18 protein-coding genes are annotated in these 15,334 nt (G+C 60.8%); 9 read left to right on the top strand and 9 right to left on the bottom strand.

The window, feature by feature from the left end; translation table 11 throughout:
* Positions 1-114 precede the first annotated feature (114 nt).
* Complete coding sequence (locus tag AC1XDK_RS19345) at positions 115-1,515, top strand: aryl-sulfate sulfotransferase (protein ID WP_483351600.1); 1,401 nt, start codon at positions 115-117, stop codon at positions 1,513-1,515.
* Between the two features lie 115 nt (positions 1,516-1,630).
* On the opposite strand, the gene AC1XDK_RS19340 is transcribed toward AC1XDK_RS19345, so the two are convergent.
* Positions 1,631-2,455, bottom strand: coding sequence for an IS5 family transposase (locus AC1XDK_RS19340; protein WP_483351599.1), 825 nt, complete (start codon positions 2,453-2,455; stop codon positions 1,631-1,633).
* Between the two features lie 140 nt (positions 2,456-2,595).
* Between AC1XDK_RS19340 and AC1XDK_RS19335 the strand changes: the two genes are divergently transcribed.
* Both AC1XDK_RS19335 and AC1XDK_RS19330 read left to right on the top strand, forming a co-directional pair.
* Entirely contained in the window at positions 2,596-3,348 is a 753-nt protein-coding gene (locus AC1XDK_RS19335) for a class I SAM-dependent methyltransferase (protein WP_483351598.1), read from the top strand.
* Positions 3,349-3,476: 128 nt separating this feature from the next.
* Entirely contained in the window at positions 3,477-4,451 is a 975-nt protein-coding gene (locus AC1XDK_RS19330) for a WD40/YVTN/BNR-like repeat-containing protein (protein WP_483351597.1), read from the top strand.
* 53 nt (positions 4,452-4,504) lie between these two features.
* Here AC1XDK_RS19330 and AC1XDK_RS19325 read toward each other — a convergent pair whose 3' ends face one another.
* The 7 genes from AC1XDK_RS19325 to AC1XDK_RS19295 all read right to left on the bottom strand — a co-directional run bounded on the left by AC1XDK_RS19325 (position 4,505) and on the right by AC1XDK_RS19295 (position 10,114).
* Positions 4,505-4,666, bottom strand: a complete 162-nt coding sequence (locus AC1XDK_RS19325; protein ID WP_483351596.1) for a hypothetical protein — start codon at positions 4,664-4,666, stop codon at positions 4,505-4,507.
* Between the two features lie 124 nt (positions 4,667-4,790).
* Complete coding sequence (locus AC1XDK_RS19320; RefSeq protein ID WP_483351595.1) at positions 4,791-5,252, bottom strand: NuoI/complex I 23 kDa subunit family protein; 462 nt, start codon at positions 5,250-5,252, stop codon at positions 4,791-4,793.
* Positions 5,249-6,907, bottom strand: a complete 1,659-nt coding sequence (locus tag AC1XDK_RS19315) for an NADH-quinone oxidoreductase subunit D (RefSeq protein ID WP_483351594.1) — start codon at positions 6,905-6,907, stop codon at positions 5,249-5,251. The genes AC1XDK_RS19320 and AC1XDK_RS19315 overlap by 4 nt, the downstream gene beginning before the upstream one ends.
* Entirely contained in the window at positions 6,904-7,578 is a 675-nt protein-coding gene (locus AC1XDK_RS19310; RefSeq protein ID WP_483351652.1) for an NADH-quinone oxidoreductase subunit B, read from the bottom strand. Before AC1XDK_RS19310 ends, AC1XDK_RS19315 begins: the two co-directional genes overlap by 4 nt.
* Before the next feature lie 125 nt (positions 7,579-7,703).
* Positions 7,704-9,002, bottom strand: a complete 1,299-nt coding sequence (hflX, locus tag AC1XDK_RS19305; protein WP_483351593.1) for a GTPase HflX — start codon at positions 9,000-9,002, stop codon at positions 7,704-7,706.
* 264 nt (positions 9,003-9,266) lie between these two features.
* A complete protein-coding gene (locus AC1XDK_RS19300) occupies positions 9,267-9,854 on the bottom strand; it encodes a DsrE/DsrF/DrsH-like family protein (RefSeq protein ID WP_483351592.1) in 588 nt (195 codons plus the stop codon).
* Positions 9,855-9,856: 2 nt separating this feature from the next.
* Positions 9,857-10,114, bottom strand: a complete 258-nt coding sequence (locus tag AC1XDK_RS19295; protein WP_483351591.1) for a sulfurtransferase TusA family protein — start codon at positions 10,112-10,114, stop codon at positions 9,857-9,859.
* A gap of 216 nt (positions 10,115-10,330) precedes the next feature.
* Here AC1XDK_RS19295 and AC1XDK_RS19290 point away from each other — a divergent pair, with 216 nt between their 5' ends.
* From AC1XDK_RS19290 to AC1XDK_RS19265, 6 genes are all read left to right on the top strand, one after another.
* A complete protein-coding gene (locus AC1XDK_RS19290) occupies positions 10,331-11,524 on the top strand; it encodes an MBL fold metallo-hydrolase (protein ID WP_483351590.1) in 1,194 nt (397 codons plus the stop codon).
* 18 nt (positions 11,525-11,542) lie between these two features.
* A complete protein-coding gene (locus AC1XDK_RS19285) occupies positions 11,543-12,034 on the top strand; it encodes a YeeE/YedE family protein (RefSeq protein WP_483351589.1) in 492 nt (163 codons plus the stop codon).
* The gene (locus AC1XDK_RS19280) at positions 12,031-12,501 is read left to right on the top strand and encodes a DUF6691 family protein (RefSeq protein ID WP_483351588.1); all 471 of its coding nucleotides are present in this window, start codon (positions 12,031-12,033) and stop codon (positions 12,499-12,501) included. The genes AC1XDK_RS19285 and AC1XDK_RS19280 overlap by 4 nt, the downstream gene beginning before the upstream one ends.
* Positions 12,502-12,876: 375 nt before the next feature.
* Positions 12,877-13,023 (top strand): DUF7512 family protein, encoded by a 147-nt coding sequence (locus AC1XDK_RS19275; protein ID WP_483351587.1) that lies wholly within the window; start codon positions 12,877-12,879, stop codon positions 13,021-13,023.
* A gap of 2 nt (positions 13,024-13,025) precedes the next feature.
* On the top strand, positions 13,026-13,991 hold the full coding sequence (locus tag AC1XDK_RS19270) for a sulfite exporter TauE/SafE family protein (protein ID WP_483351586.1): 966 nt from the start codon (positions 13,026-13,028) through the stop codon (positions 13,989-13,991).
* Positions 13,992-14,166: 175 nt separating this feature from the next.
* The gene (locus AC1XDK_RS19265) at positions 14,167-14,574 is read left to right on the top strand and encodes a helix-turn-helix domain-containing protein (protein ID WP_483351585.1); all 408 of its coding nucleotides are present in this window, start codon (positions 14,167-14,169) and stop codon (positions 14,572-14,574) included.
* A gap of 76 nt (positions 14,575-14,650) precedes the next feature.
* Here the strand turns inward: AC1XDK_RS19265 and AC1XDK_RS19260 are convergent, their stop codons facing one another.
* Positions 14,651-15,295 carry a DUF8102 family protein gene (locus AC1XDK_RS19260; RefSeq protein ID WP_483351584.1) on the bottom strand — a complete coding sequence of 215 codons (645 nt, stop codon included), beginning with the start codon at positions 15,293-15,295 and terminating at the stop codon, positions 14,651-14,653.
* Positions 15,296-15,334 lie beyond the last annotated feature (39 nt).

Below are 15,334 nucleotides of genomic sequence, written 5' to 3'. Positions count from 1 at the left end.
GTTCGTCGCCGAAGTTGTCGTCGCAAGTACGGTTTTCGTCCGATAAAAAATCAGCCAACGACAATGGTAGACGAAACACAAAATACTCAAACAGTTCCTCGACATGACTATGTTATGGACTGGACGGAACGACTGCCGCCGCGGCAATGGCTCACGCGCGGCGTCGTCTTATTGCTGGTCGTCGCCCTGTTGACCCCCTCCGTGGTCTCCGCGATTACGTACGACCGAGAAGCATCGAACCTCAAACCCGGAACCATCGAACAACCGGCCAACGGAACGACGATAATCAGCGTTCAAGGCTATCACTTCCAAGGCCAAGGAAACAAGAAAAAGCCCGCTCGCCTCGTCGCCGTCGGCCCGAAAGGCGGCGTCGAATGGGTGTACAACGGTTCGAAGGAGGGCGCGACGTGGTTCTACGACGTCGACCCGCTCCCGAACGGTAACCTCCTCGTCGTCTCGACGCAGCGCGGCGGTACGGTCGTCTACGAGATGAACCCGGAGACGAAGGAGAAGGTGTGGAAACGCTTCCTCCCCATCCACGACACCCACGATATCGACCTCATCAACAACGGGACGCAACTCCTCGTCGGCAACATGCGGAACTACAACGAGACGTCCGGACGGAACGACGACCGGGTGTACGTCTACGACCTCGAAAAAGACGAAATCGTCTGGCAGTGGCGTCTGCGCAACCACTACGATAAGGGCGCTGGCGGCGATTTCACTGACGACTGGTCGCACCTCAACAACGTCCAGAAGGTCGGCGACGGCAAGTACGCGTTGGACCCGCGAAACATGGACGAAGTCATCGTCGTCGACCGGAACACGGGCGAGGTCACGATGAAACTCGGCGAGGACGACAGCCACGACATCCTCAACGAACAGCACAACCCGGACTACCTCGAAAGCGAATCCGGCACGCCGACCTTCCTCGTCGCCGACTCCGAGAACAACCGCATCGTCGAGTACGAGAGGAACGGCGACGGCTGGGACCGAACGTGGGAACTCGGGTCGTCGGACACCCTGACGTGGCCGCGTGACGCGGACCGCCTACCGAACGGCAACACCCTCGTCGTCGACTCCTCGGACCACCGCGTCATCGAAGTGACCCCCGAAGGGAAAATCGTCTGGGAGTTCTACTCGCCGTGGCTCCCCTACGACGCCGAACGAATCGGAACCGGCGACGAATCGAACGGGCCGACCATCGCCGACCAAAACGCCCAAGGGACGTACCAGATATCCGGCAGCGCGAACCTCGACCCCGGAACCGGAAAGAGCCTCAGGATGTCCGTGTTCCTCTCGAACACCTTCGCTGGAACCTCGATGCAGGACACGATGCGCGACTACGGCGCACGCTGGGACCAAGTGACGCCCTTCATCCGTCCCATCTGGATGAACGAGTACGCCTTCATCGCCCTCATCTTCGCCCTCTTGCTCCTCGTCTGCTGGCTCATCGGCGAACTGGTGTACCAGCGACGGCGGATTTACAACGGCGTCAAGTACCGGGTAGGCTGACGGCGAAACTGTTCTCGCTTTTTTGGTCGACGTGAGTTCGATTTGGCGAACGGAACGTGGCCACACAAGTATAAATGAACGGCTCTGGTGAATCGCCATACAGCGGTTGGTTTGGCTATGTTGCGACACGCTTGATGTTATGAACGACACATTTCACGACGAGTTCGCGAAATTCTCGGTACCAGGTTCGCGCACGCACGGCGTCGCCGTGCGTGCGCTTGATCGCCGAGAAAACGGTCTCACACATCGATCGCTGGCGGTAGCGAGGCCCATCGACCCGCGCGTTATGCGCGTGGTCGATGGGCCGGAAGATTCGATGTTTAATCAGCGGTCTCACGTCCTCTTCTCGAAGTTTTTCGCGTAATTCCATCCAATCGTACCCTTTGTCAGCGGCGAGGCTGCGCAGGTCGCCTGCGTTGCGGCAGGCGACCTGCCAGCCGAGCTGTGTGTCGTGCGGTTTCTCAGTCGTGCAATGAACGTCAAGGACAGCCTGCGTCTCTGTGTCGACGAGAGCTGTCGCTTTCAGTGTTTGAACACGATAATTCGTCCGGCGGCAGTAGTGCTTGCTGGCGTTCTCGCGGTCGAAAAACGTGGCGTCAATGGCGGCGTGACCTGAGAGGTCGTGCAGCTCCGACGAGAGTCGGAGCAGCACTCGCCAGACCTTCATCTCGAATCTATCAAACGCCTTGACTAACGTCGAGTGGTCAGGGAGATCGCCCTCTTCGAGGCCGATCTCCCCGCAAATATGCGGCATCTCGCTCAGCAAATCGAGTGCGTTGCGGTACGATTCATCGAGGTAAACCCGCAGACAGTGCAGCGAAATGAGGGCGTAGTCGGCGAAGCCGCCACCCCCTTCGGGGGCGGCGACTTCGCCTCGTCCACCAATAGCGTTTTTAGCCAACGTAACCGCTTTGCTCGTGAAGCGGGAGATCTTAGACATGAACAATCGGAGGTTTCCCGCTTCATCTCCCTAGTTCTAACGGTCGAAGTCTACGCCGTCTAGTGATTCACCAGAGCCAAATGAACGAAAATCGGTTGCAGATAACCTTTATTCGGACCCGAGGAGTGACGATTCGTACGGTGAACGAACCCGAACACGAGGCGAAAACGTGGTGGGACAGTTGGGCGAGCTATTTTCAGGAGGAGTACGGCGACGGCGATATTCCGATCGGAATCGCGTTCGGGCCGGGCGCGAAACAGGGCGACGATTTGGGTCTCCTGGGCGAATTGGACGGAACGAACGCCATCGAACTCGGGTGCGGCGGCGCGCAGTTCGGAATCGCGGTATCGAAGCGCGGAGCGGACGTGACGGGCGTAGACATCTCCTCGGAGCAGTTGGCGTTCGCGCGAAGTCTCGCGGACGCACACGAACAGGACATCGAGTTCGTCGAAAGCAGCGTGACGGAGATGTCGACTGTTCCCGACGAGACGTACGACGTCGCGTTTTCCGCCTTCGCGTTCCAGTGGGTTCGCGACCTCGACGCCTGCTTTGCGGAGGCGTATCGGGTGCTGAAGGACGGCGGGAAACTCGTCTTCAGCGTCGATCATCCGTACTACAAGACGATCGACCCAGAGACGGGCGAAATCGAGCGGAGTTACTTCGCCGACGAACCACGTCGTGACTACAGCGAGGAGTTCGACGCCGAGATGGTGATTTACAGTCGCGGCGTCGGGGAGACGGTGGCGCTCCTGACCGACGCCGGGTTCACCGTCGAAACGATACGGGAACCGGGCTACGAGGACCCCGAGCGGTACGAGTCCGAGTACGGGAGTTTCGTTCCGGAACGCATGGCGAAGGTTCCGCCCACCGTCGTCTATTCGGCGCGGAAGTGAGCGATCCTCTTCACACTCGGTGGGCCAGTACACCGTCGCTCGCTCGGATGAGCCGAGGAATATGAAACTCGTTCTACAAAAATTCAATTCAGATAGCACTTAAGCCGTCCCTGACCGATTTCGTTCGCATGCTCATCGCAGGAAGCGACGACGGTGTCTATCGGATTTCGGGCCTTCGCGAATCCGGAGGGACGACGGCCGAAAAGCTACTCGACGCCGACCAGGTGTTTCGAGTCAAGCAGTTCGATGAACTGGACGGGTTGTTCGTTGCCGCGAAGTCGGGACTGTACTACTCGCCCGACGGGAACGAGTGGACGGCGCTTCCGGTTCCGGACGAGGAGGTGTACAGCGTCACCGCCGACCCGACGGGCGAGCGGCTATTCGCTGGCACGCGGCCCGCCCGCCTGTTCGTCGCCGACTTCGGTTCGGGCGTTCCGTCCAGCGAGGAAGCATGGGAGGAAGTCATCGGCTTTCGGGAGTTGCGGGACCGAATCGACTGGGGGTTGGTCCGTCACGACGGTCTCGCGCAGGTTCGAAGCCTCCGTGCGCATCCCGACGCGCCGGAACGACTCGTCGCGGGCGTCGAGGTCGGTGGTGTTCACGTGAGCCACGACGGCGGGGATAACTGGGAGTCGCGGTGCATCGACTGCGACGCGCCGCACACGGACGACATCCACCACCTCGCCCTCGATGACGGGGAAACCATCGTCGCTTCGACAGGAAGTGGTCTGTACCGCTCCACAGACGTCGGCAGGACGTGGACGCGATTGGACGGCGACCACGACCAGCGGTATTTCCGCGGCGCGTTCGTCCACGGCGACACGCTCTACGCCGGTGGCGCACCTGCGTCCTCCTCGTCGTGGGAGGAGGGAAACCACGCCCTGTTCACGTCTCACGGTGAGGAATCGCTCGAACGGATTTCCTTCCCGACGTCAGACGAGGTGGCAATCGGATGGTGTGCGGTCGATGGCGACGTTCTGACCGCGACGCACCGCGGAACGCTGTTTCGGCATCGTTCCGGCGACTGGGAGACGGTCGGGTCGGTTCCGACCCCTGGACGTGTGCGGGGACGGTACATGCCGATGACATGGTACGAGCCCTGACGATTGCGATAAAAGGAGCGGTCGTCCGCGGTTCTCCCTTCGAACGAGCGGGGTTATTCGGTCGCCGTCTCGAAGTCGAGTTCGACTTCCTCTTCGTCGTCATCGAGCATCTGCGGTTTACCGAGCGGGAGCGAACCGAAGAGGACGTAGTGGACGGCGAAGGCGACGCCGACGAGCGCAACGAGCAGGGTCAAGGTACGTTTGACACTTCCCATATCCGTGGCGACGAGCGCGAAAAGAAAGAGTGCTTCGGTGTCGGGTCGGCGGAGTGACTGTCCATCGCTCTCGATACGCGGGCGAATCCCCCGACATCGCGACGAAATTCGGTGAGGACCGGCGTTACTGATAATCGACGCTTCCCTCTCCCTCTCCTATCCACGCGCCTCGGTCGGGTTCACGCGATTCGAGCGGGTCGATGTCCTTGTACCACGGCACGTTCTTCAACTGCTCCTTGTTGTACACCAAGTCGTCTCTCGTGTCACCCGTGAATTCGAAGTTCTGGGTGAGCAGAATGGCGTCCACCGGACAGACCTCCTCGCAGAGTCGACAGTAGATGCACTGGCCGACGTGGAGGTTGTACTGTTCGCCGTTGCGCTGGTCGTCCATCACTATCTGGATGGTGTCGTTCGGACAGACGTTCTCGCACTGACGACACCAGATGCAGCGTTCCTGACTGAACTTGTGGATGCCGCGGAAGCGCGGACTCACTTCGGGCGGGACGTCGGGATACTCGACCGTGAACGTCGACCCGTCCAGCGCGTGTTTCATCGTCGTCGCCATCGATTTGAGCAGTCCGATCACCGGTCCACCTCTCCCAACACGATGTCGAGGCTTCCGAGGGAGGCGATGAGGTCCGGCACCAACTCGCCCGCCACCATCTCGGGCAGTGCGGAGAGGTTGTGGAAACACGGGCTTCGAATCTTGAATCGTGCGGGGGTGTCCGTGTTATCCGAACGAATGTAGACGCCGAGTTCGCCCTTCGCGGCCTCCACCGCCCGATACGTTTCCGCGTCCATCGGCGGTTTGAGCGTCCGTGGGACGTTCGACTGGAGTTCGCGCTCCTCCTCGGGCCAGTCCTCCAGCAGTTCCACGCACTGCTCGACGATTCTGGCCGACTCCTCGACTTCCCGAAGGCGGACGAGGACGCGAGCGTAGTTGTCACAGCCGTCTTCGGTGACGACGTTCCAGTCGAGTTGGTCGTAGTAGCCGTACGGGTCGTCGCGGCGCAGGTCGTAGTCGATTCCGGAACCGCGAGCGACCGGCCCCGTCACGCCGTACTGCTTTGCGACTTCGGGTTCGAGGATACCGGTACCGACACAGCGCAGTTGGAATATCTCGTTGCCGGTGAGGAGGTCGTGATACTCCTGGAGCGCCGACGGGAGGCCGTCGATGAAGTCCAGCGTCTTGTCGAAGAACTCTCGCCGCGGTTCCGGGACGTCCCAGATGACCCCGCCGAGGCGGAAGTAGTTGAACATCATGCGCTGGCCGGTCAGGTCCTCCAAAACGTTCTGGACGATTTCGCGGTCGCGAAAGGCGTACTGGAAGATGGCGGTGAAGTCGCCGTACACGTCCAGTGCGAAGGTTCCCAAGGCGAGGAAGTGTCCAGCCATGCGCGAGAGTTCGACGCCGAGTGTGCGCAGGATTTGGGCGTATTCGGGCACGTCGATGTCCGCCAAGTCCTCCGCCGCCCGCGCGTAGGCCCACTCGTTGGTCATGTTCGCCGTGTAATCCCAGCGGTCGGGGTACGGCATTATCTCGTGACGATACTTTCCGTTCTGGGCCATCTGCTCCTCACAGCGATGCAAGTAGCCGATGTCGGGGCGCGCGTCCAACACCTGTTCGCCGTCGAGGACGGTTTCGATGTGCAGGACGCCGTGGGTCGCCGGGTGGTGCGGTCCGACGTTGAGAAACATCGTGTCGGCGTTGTCCGCGTACTCGTCCTGTGTTATCGGGTTCTTGTGTTCCTCCAACGTGACGATTTGCGGTCGGTCTTGGTCGTACTCCAACGAGAGCGGATGCCCCTTCCACGCCTCCGGAAGGAGAATTCGCCGCAAGTCGGGGTTGCCCTCGTACTCGATTCCCACGAGGTCGTAGGCCTCCCGTTCGTGCCACTCGGCGGTTCGGTAGACGGGTTCCGCGGTCTGGCTCACGGGAGCATCCGTCGGCGTCGGGACGACGATGCTCACCTCTTGGGTCGGGTCGGCGTACTTCTTCAGATGGTAGATGCTCTCGTAGCGGTCCTCGTACTGCTGGGCCGACAGACACGAGAGGTGGTCGAAACCGGCCTCCTCCTTCAGAATCGTCAGCGCCGCCTGTACTTCGTCCGGACGAATCACGAACCCCGGTGCATTGAAGTGGTCGTCGCGGCCGATGACGTGGTCGCCGAGGAGTTCCGCTATTTCCTCGGCCTCCAGTTCCCGCACCGCCGGGAGGCGTTCTTCGCGTTGGGAACTCATGGCGAATCCACCCAGTTGTAGCGCATGACGAGGGTGTCCTCGTCGATTTCGTCGGCCAGCGACTGGACCAACTCGTCGGGTTCCAGGTCGCCGAACCGCTCCAGTTCGTAGGGCTTGACCGTCACCGGGCTCGTCTCGCCGTGGGCGATTCGTTCTTGCAGATGGGCGATGCCGTAGATGAGCGCCTCGGGGCGGGGCGGACAGCCCGGAACGTGGATGTCAACGGGAATGACCTCCTCGGCACCCTTGATGACGTTGTAGCCCTGCTGGAACGGCCCGCCAGAGCAGGTACACGACCCCATGCTGACGACGAACTTGGGTTCGGGCATCTGGTCGTAGACGCGTTTCATCCGCGGCGCGAACTTCGAGACGATGGTCCCCGGCACGATGATGACGTCGGCTTGTCGCGGCGACGCGCGCGGGACTCCCGCCCCGAAGCGATCCAAGTCGTGCTTCACGGCGTAGGTATGCATCATCTCGATGCTACAGCAGGCGATGCCGAACTGCAGCATGAACATGGACGACGACCGCACCCAGTTCATGAACGCGTCGAACTTCGTGAGGATGAACGGCGACGTGCCGAGCGACTCCCGAAGCTTCGAATCGAACCGCCCCGGTAGCTCCTCTTTCGCCCTCGCTCGTCCGGGCGGGTCGACCAATTTGTCCTCCATCGAACTGTCCCCCTCCTCCGGTGGCTGTGTTTCCTGTGTTTCGCTACTCACGGTTTCCACTCCCCCGATTGCCCACACTGGGCATCGAAGGACGTTCGGGAGGGAGGCGTATCAGTATTCGGTCGTTACCCTCCGCTCACCATCGTGTCGGCCTTTGCAGTCGCTCGTTTCGCCACGGACGGGACGGCGGCGAACTCCACGACGACGTGCTCTCCCGACGGGTAGCGCACCTCCTCAACGCGAGCGTGGTCGTGGAGCCACGAGAGGAACGCCATACCGTCATTGGTGTTGGGAAGTTGTATACGCTCTTTGTCCAACGGCGGGAGTTCGTCGGCGATTCGTTTTTCGAGAGTATCGGGTCCGTTGTCTTCGATGGCGCTGACCACCACGGGATTCGGTGCGAGGTCGGCCACGCCCGCGAGTCGCTCATCGATTTCCGACGAAGAAATCTCATCCGCCTTGTTCAGTACCGTCACGACCCTCTCGACTTCGTCGTCGAGGAGGTCGTGTGAGGTTCGCAATTTTTCGCGCAGTTCCCCAACCGGGTCGCTCACGTCGGCGACGAGACAGACGAGGTCAGCCTCGTACGTCTCGGTCAGCGTCGTTTCGAACGATTCGACCAGCCAGTGGGGCAGGTCTTGAATGAATCCGACTGTGTCGGTGACAAGCGTCCGTCGCCCGCGAATCTCGGCCCGTCTCGTCGTCGTTTCGAGCGTCTTGAACAACCTGTCCTCGACGCCTGTGCTCTCGTGGAGGTCCCCGTGGCGTTCCGGGAAGATCACCATCTCGTCGGCCAGTCTGCGCAGGAGCGTGGACTTTCCGGCGTTCGTGTAGCCCGCAAGGGCGACGAATAAAAACCCCTCCTCGCGGCGCTTTTCGCGCCGCTGTCCGTCGATATTCGAGAGGTTGTAGAGCTTCGACTCCACGCGGTCGATGCGGTCCCTGATGTCCGTAACGCGTCGATCTTCCTTCTCGCCGAGGCCGTTCCGCGACCGCCGCTCGTTCGCGACTTCCTTCTCCAACCTGATTTCGGCCTGTACGCGCGGCAGTTCGTACCGTAACTCCGCGAGTTTGACCTGTAACTGTGCTTCCTTCGTTCCTGCCTGCTCCGCGAAGATTTCGAGGACGAGACGGTATCTGTCGATAATTCGCGTCCCGTCGGGGCACAGTTCCCCGATTTCGAACGTCTGTTGTGGCGAAAGCGGGTTGTCGAAGATGACGGAATCGGCGTCCGAATCCGAGATCCGTTTTGCCAGTTCCTCGGCCTTTCCGCGACCGAACTGATAGTTCGAGTCCTCCGTCCGCGATTGGGTTATCGTCCCGATAACCTCATAGTCCGCCGCGTCGGCGAGCGCGCTGATTTCATCCGTTTTCGGAAGTCCGTCGTCCACTCGTTTCGCGATGATTGCTGAACCTGATTGCATACGTAAATTCCGTTCCGCTGTGCTTCGGCGAAGATGCCGCTCTGTGCTTCCGATTTCGAATTCCGACCGGGAACGGGTCATTGACGGTCGCTACGCTGGCGTAACGAACGGGAAACGGCGAACTGACCCGGATATCCGGTCAGTGGAGGAGAGAGGTGGTCATGGTTCGACCTTGTTCACTGAAACAAGTATCTTCGCAAAAAATCTTGCGAGAGTGTGACAACCAGTGACTCATAAAAGGAAACTGCGATGAGAATGGCCGATTTAGACGAGGAGTTGCACGTCTGACTCGGCCATGTGTTCGAGCGCGGTCGCGGCCCCGACGCCGGAGACGACGCCGTCGTAGAACTCGGCCTCGTCGTAGTCCATCAGGTCCATCGTCATCTGGCAGGCCTGCAGTTCGACGCCCGTATCCAACGACACGTCGATGAGTTCCTCGATGGTGGCCGTCCCGTTCTCCTCGATTTTGCGGTTCATCATCTTCGTCGCCATCGAGTCCATGCCGGGGAGTGCGGCCATCGCGTTTGGCATCGGCATGCTCGGGTTGCCTACGGCGCTGAGTTTGAGGTTCTTCGACTTCTCCTCGTGGAGGATGTCGAGTCCCCAGAACGTGTGGAAGACCACGACGTCCCACCCGAAGGCGGCCGCGGTGCTGGCGAGGATGAGCGGCGGGTACGCCATGTCGAGTGTCCCCTTCGTGGCGATGATGGTCATCTTCTTGGGGCCGTCGACCTCCTCCTTCAGGTCGGCGAGTTCCGCCTCCAACTCCTCGATGCGATCCGCGAGTTCAGGGTCCGAATCGCTATTCGCCGCGTCCGTACCCTCGGTGGCGTTCGGCGTGTCCGTACTCATGGTCACTCCGTCTTCCGAACGTAGTGTTTGTAGACCGACTCGCCGCCATCCTCGTCTTCCGCTTGGTCGAGGAGTTCCACGCCGTCGGTCGTGCTTGCCCAGCCCTTCAGGTCGCTCATGCTCCCCGAGTCGGTGGCGACGATTTCGAGTACGTCGCCCTCGGCGAGCGAATCCGTCGCCTGCTTCGTTTTGACGACCGGCATCGGGCAGTTCAGTCCTTTTACGTCGAGCGTCTCCGTGATATCGAATTTTATACTCATTGTCTGATCTCCTGTATTGGACGTATCGAACAATATCGGTCACATCGTTAAAAGTGTGTTGATTATTGTGGGAAGCACCCACGAGCGACTATGTTATATTCTCCATCGTACGCTTGTACGTACTGTTCTCGGATTGGTTGCCGAAACTGTATTGCATATTTTGTGGATTACTATACGAACCCTTTTGTAGCTGTGGGCGATAACAGTTGGTACAGCATGAGCGAATCAGCGTTTCCATCGCCGGACGCCGAAGTGGAATCGGTGACTCCCGAGGAACTGTACGGGCGAATCGACGCCGGGAACGAGGTCACGATTCTCGACGTTCGAGCGGCGGACGAGTACGAGAAGTGGCACATCGACGGCGAAAACGTCGAGACCGTAAACGTCCCCTACTTCGAATATCTCGCCGACGACCTGGACGACGAACTGTTCGACCCGGTCCCTGATGACGAGGAGGTAACGGTTCTCTGTGCCAAGGGCGGGTCAAGCGAGTACATCGCCGGGCTGTTCGCCGAACGGGACTACGACGTGAACCACCTCGGGGATGGGATGAAAGGATGGGCGCGCGTCCTCGAACGGAAGGAAATCGAAAGCGCGGACCTCGACACGGAGGTCATTCAGTACCAGCGACCCTCCAGCGGGTGTCTCTCCTACCTCGTCGTTTTCGACGACGAAGCGGCAGTCATCGACCCGCTTCGCGCCTTCGCCGACGAGTACGTCGCGGACGCGTCGGAGCGCGACGCCGACCTCCGCTACGCCATCGACACGCACGTCCACGCGGACCACGTGAGCGGCGTTCGAACCGTCGCGGACGGGAGCGATATCGAAGCCGTCGTCCCCGCGCCTGCCAAAGCGCGAGGCATCGACTACGACGATTCCTACCGAACGGTCGAGGACGGCGAAACCCTCGAACTCGACGAAACGGAAATCGAAGTCGTCCACACGCCCGGCCACACGACCGGAATGACCTCCTATCGCGTCGGCGGCGTCCTGTTCACGGGCGACGGCCTGTTCACCGAGAGCGTCGCCCGCCCCGACCTCGAAGAGGGCGACGACGGCGCGCCAGAGGCCGCGGGAACGCTCTACGACACGTTGCAGGACCGCGTCCTCTCGCTCCCGGACGACATCGTGGTCGCACCCGCACACTTCAGCGACTCGGCGACGACGGCGGACGACGGCACCTACACGTCGACCGTCGGAAAACTGCGGAAATCGATGGCTGTGCTGTCGATGGACCGGGTGGAGTTCGTCGAGTTCGTCCTCTCGGACATGCCGCCGCGTCCGTCGAACTACGAGGAGATCATCGCAACGAACTTGGGGCAACGGCACACAGACGACGAAGAAGCGTTCGAACTCGAACTCGGGCCGAACAACTGCGCCGCGAGTCAGGATTCGCTCACGAGTGACTGACGCGGCGGGAGAGAACTCATGGATCCATTGCCAGCATTCGCATTTACGAACCTGTTTCCGAACGGAATCGAGCGGTACGCCATCGGCGGCGTCTTCATCGGTCTCGGGGTCGCCGTCATCTACCTCGGTACCGGAATCATCGCCGGGGCGAGCACGTTCTTGGAGTCCACACTGTCGTACGTCTCCGACGTGCCGCGATTTCAGAAGCCGAAGTACGTCGCCTCGCGGGACTGGCGTGTGCTGTTCACGCTGGGAATGGTCGGTGGAGCCGCCGTCTACCAACTCGCGTTTCACGGCGAAGCCTGGACGACCGACGTCCAGTGGTGGCGACTTCTCGGCGGCGGAATCCTCGTCGGCGTCGGCACACGAATCGGGAAAGGGTGTACGTCCGGCCACGGCGTCTGTGGCGTCGGATCGGCGTCGTTCACCTCCATCGTCAACGTGGCGACGTTCATGACGGTGGCGATCGGCGTCGCACAACTGATGCAGGCCCTACAGGTGACTCCATGAGCGGAAAGCCAAAACGCGGAGGCCTGCTGTTCAACGTCCTCATCGTTGCGGGTGGCCTGCTGTTCGGTTTCGGACTCGGATTCAGCCACATGGCACAACCGGAAGTCGTCCTCCACTTCCTGCAGTTCGAGGACTTCGGCCTGCTGTTCGTCATGGGCGGTGCGGCAGTCGTCACCGGGACGACGTTCGCCGTCGCGACTCGATGGTCGCGACGAGCGCCGCTGACCGGGAAAGCGTACGCCCGTAGGCTGAAATCGTTCGACCGGAACGTCCTCGTCGGCGGTGCTATCTTCGGCGCCGGATGGGGACTGTCCGGCATCTGCCCCGGCGCGGCGTACGCCAGCCTCGGAATCGGGAACGTCCCCATCCTGTTCGCCATCGGCGGCATGTTCGCCGGTGCGTACGCACAGGGTCTCTGGCGGAAATACGGGGCGAACCAACCGACCGTTTCGGCCGACGCAGACTGAGGTCCACGCCACTGCTCCTTCGCGGCCGTTCTTCTCCGCGCGTTTCCTTCGACGTCTGCGCTCCAACCGCGGCAACGACGTCGCCGAACGCGGTAATATTGCATTTCTACTGAACTTTTGAATGTCAACACCGTCGGGAAACTCGACCACGACGGTGGTTGTAACGGGGGATTCTCGCGGTGAAAAGTGACCCCCTTAAAGCCGACCATGTCGTTCCGAAAGTCGAACGGACGACGGATTTCAGTTTCGCTCTCTCCGCGTTATCTTGTACAATATCCACAAAACTATTAAGGTCCGTGGGCGGATAGACTGTACCGAGTAGAAAAGTATGATCCATACACAACCGGTGTCGGTACGGAAACGAGGACGATGAGCATGGTCGGAATAGAAGCGCTGAGCGGCATGCAGGCGGTGACGACCGTCGGTGCAGTTCTCGGGGAGGCGGTCGTTCTCTACGCCGGATACGGCGTCGTCGTCCAGTCGGTCGGTTCGAACGTGCTCGACGTGCTCACGGGTGAGTAGTCGTGGAGTTGTTGCTCATCGCCCTCTTCATCGGGTTCGGACTGATAATCGGAATCCTGTTCGGATTCTTCGGTATGGGCGGGTCCTTCCTCGTCACGCCCGCGTTGTTGGTGTTCGGATACTCGGCGAAAGTCGCGGTCGGAAGCGGACTCGCGTTCGTGTTCGGTACGTCGGTCATCGCCGCACTCCGACACCGCGACCTCGGACAGGTCGATTACAAACTCGCGCTGTTGTTCATCGTCGGCATGACGACCGGTATCAAGGCCGGGGAACAGGTCGTGTTGTGGCTCGAAGCGACCGGAATCGCCGACGTGGTCGTCGGAACCGCCTACGTCCTCCTGTTGGCGACGGTCGGTCTGTTCACGCTCCGCGACGCGCGGGGCGGTGGCGGCGAGTCGTCGCTCCCCGACCGCTTCGACGCGCTCCAGATTCCGCCGATGGTTTCCATCAGCGGGGGCGTCGAGATTTCGATATGGCTCACCCTCGGTATCGCGCTGTTCGTCGGAATCCTGTCCGGGTTCCTCGGGGTCGGCGGCGGTTTCCTCCTGATGCCCGCGATGGTGTACGTCCTCGGCGTTCCCGCCGTCGTCGCGGTCGGAACCGACGTGCTTCAGATAACCATCTCGGGCGGTTTCGGCGCGTTCTCCTACGCGCAGAACGGGGCCGTCGAACTCGCCGTCGTCGCGCCGCTCTTGGCCGGCAGCGCGCTCGGAGCGCGCATCGGCGCGGCGGCGACGAACCTGACCGACGAGGACGACATCAAGGAGTACTTCGCGGCCATGCTTCTCGCGGGCAGCGTCGCCGTCGCAAGCAACCGTGTGGGGGACGCGTTCGGCATCCACCTCCTCGACACGGTCAGTCTGGTGCTCATCTTCGGGTCTGCACTGTTCGTCGCCGCGGCAGTCGTCTACAGCGCGCTGGTCAACCTCCGAGAACGCGAGTCCTCCTCGGTGGCGACGGTCGAGTGACCCGGGAGAGGTATCGATGCCGGAGAGATATCGATAGACGACGGGCGAGATAGTCGGCGATGCGGACGAAACGTCCGACTGACGTGGAAATCCGCCCTCGTCCACCCGTCACAGTAGTTTTGTACGAACTATGCAAAATCCTTATACGTGCCAACTCCCTATTCTCGACTCGATAATGGCGAACTCGATGGCCGAGTACCTGCAGCAGGACATGGAGTGTGAGGGACTGCTGGAGTGTATTCACGGACTCAAGGAACTCGACAAGCGGTGTTATCGAGTCGTAATCGAGAGCGACACCCCTCTGACCATCGACGACATCGCGGAACGCATCGACCGGGAACGCTCGACTGCCTACCGGTCCATCCAGCGACTGCTTCAGTCGGGCTTCATCCAGAAAGAACAGGTCAACTACGAACAGGGTGGCTACTATCACGTCTACAAACCCACCGACCCCAACGAGGTGTCACACGACATGCAGCGCATGCTGAACGAGTGGTACGCGAAGATGGGGCAGTTGATTCAGGAGTTCGAGGACAAATACGACCGAGTGGAACGGCCCGACCAGCCAGAACAGCCAGTCTGATCGACGTCCGTCGGCACCGCAACCGCCCGTTTCGACCCATTCAGACCGTCTCTGTTCTTCGATTCCCCCGAAACAATCACGCTTCGACGACGACTTTCACCCGATTGTACGGAAGCCAGCGTAAGTCGGCATCGAGATACTCCGCGACGTGCGCGACGAACTCGTCCTCTTTCAACAGTCCGTCGCCGTCAGTTCCATCGCTCAGTTGGAGCGTGACTTCGCTCACCTCCTCCAACGCGTCACTCCCGACCATGACGGAGAACAACTCCGCAGGCGTGACGGGTTTTCCGGCGTCGATGGCCGCCGCCACGTCGTCCACGGCGGTTTCGACTTCCGTTTCCACGTCGAACCGTACGTCCACGGACACCGCTTGGCCGAGCGTGTCGGCGGCGTGGACCTCCTCGGCCTTCCGAACCGCGGGTTCGAGCGCGTGTCCGAAATCGGTCCCACTCTCGCGCATGCCGATGTAGGCGAACGAGAGCATCGCCGTCAGACCGTCCATGAACCGCCCGTCGTCGGTGTCGAACACCTGCCGTCTGTCCTTCTTTTTGAGGTGATGGACGAGAACCATGAAATCCAGCACCGTGTTCGTGATTCGCGTCCTGATTCGCGCCTCGGCGTTGCGCTTCGACTGTTCGTGTTCCATCTCGGCCTCGCCGAGGAGATAGGCTCTGTCGGCGGGCGAAAGCATCCCCCGCCCTCTGTCTACATCTGGTTTCATAATCGGAACCGGATTATACAGCGTCCGATTCTATCCGAA

It is taken from the genome of Haladaptatus sp. HS23 (assembly GCF_056892285.1).
This window is presented reverse-complemented; position numbering and strand designations above follow the sequence as displayed.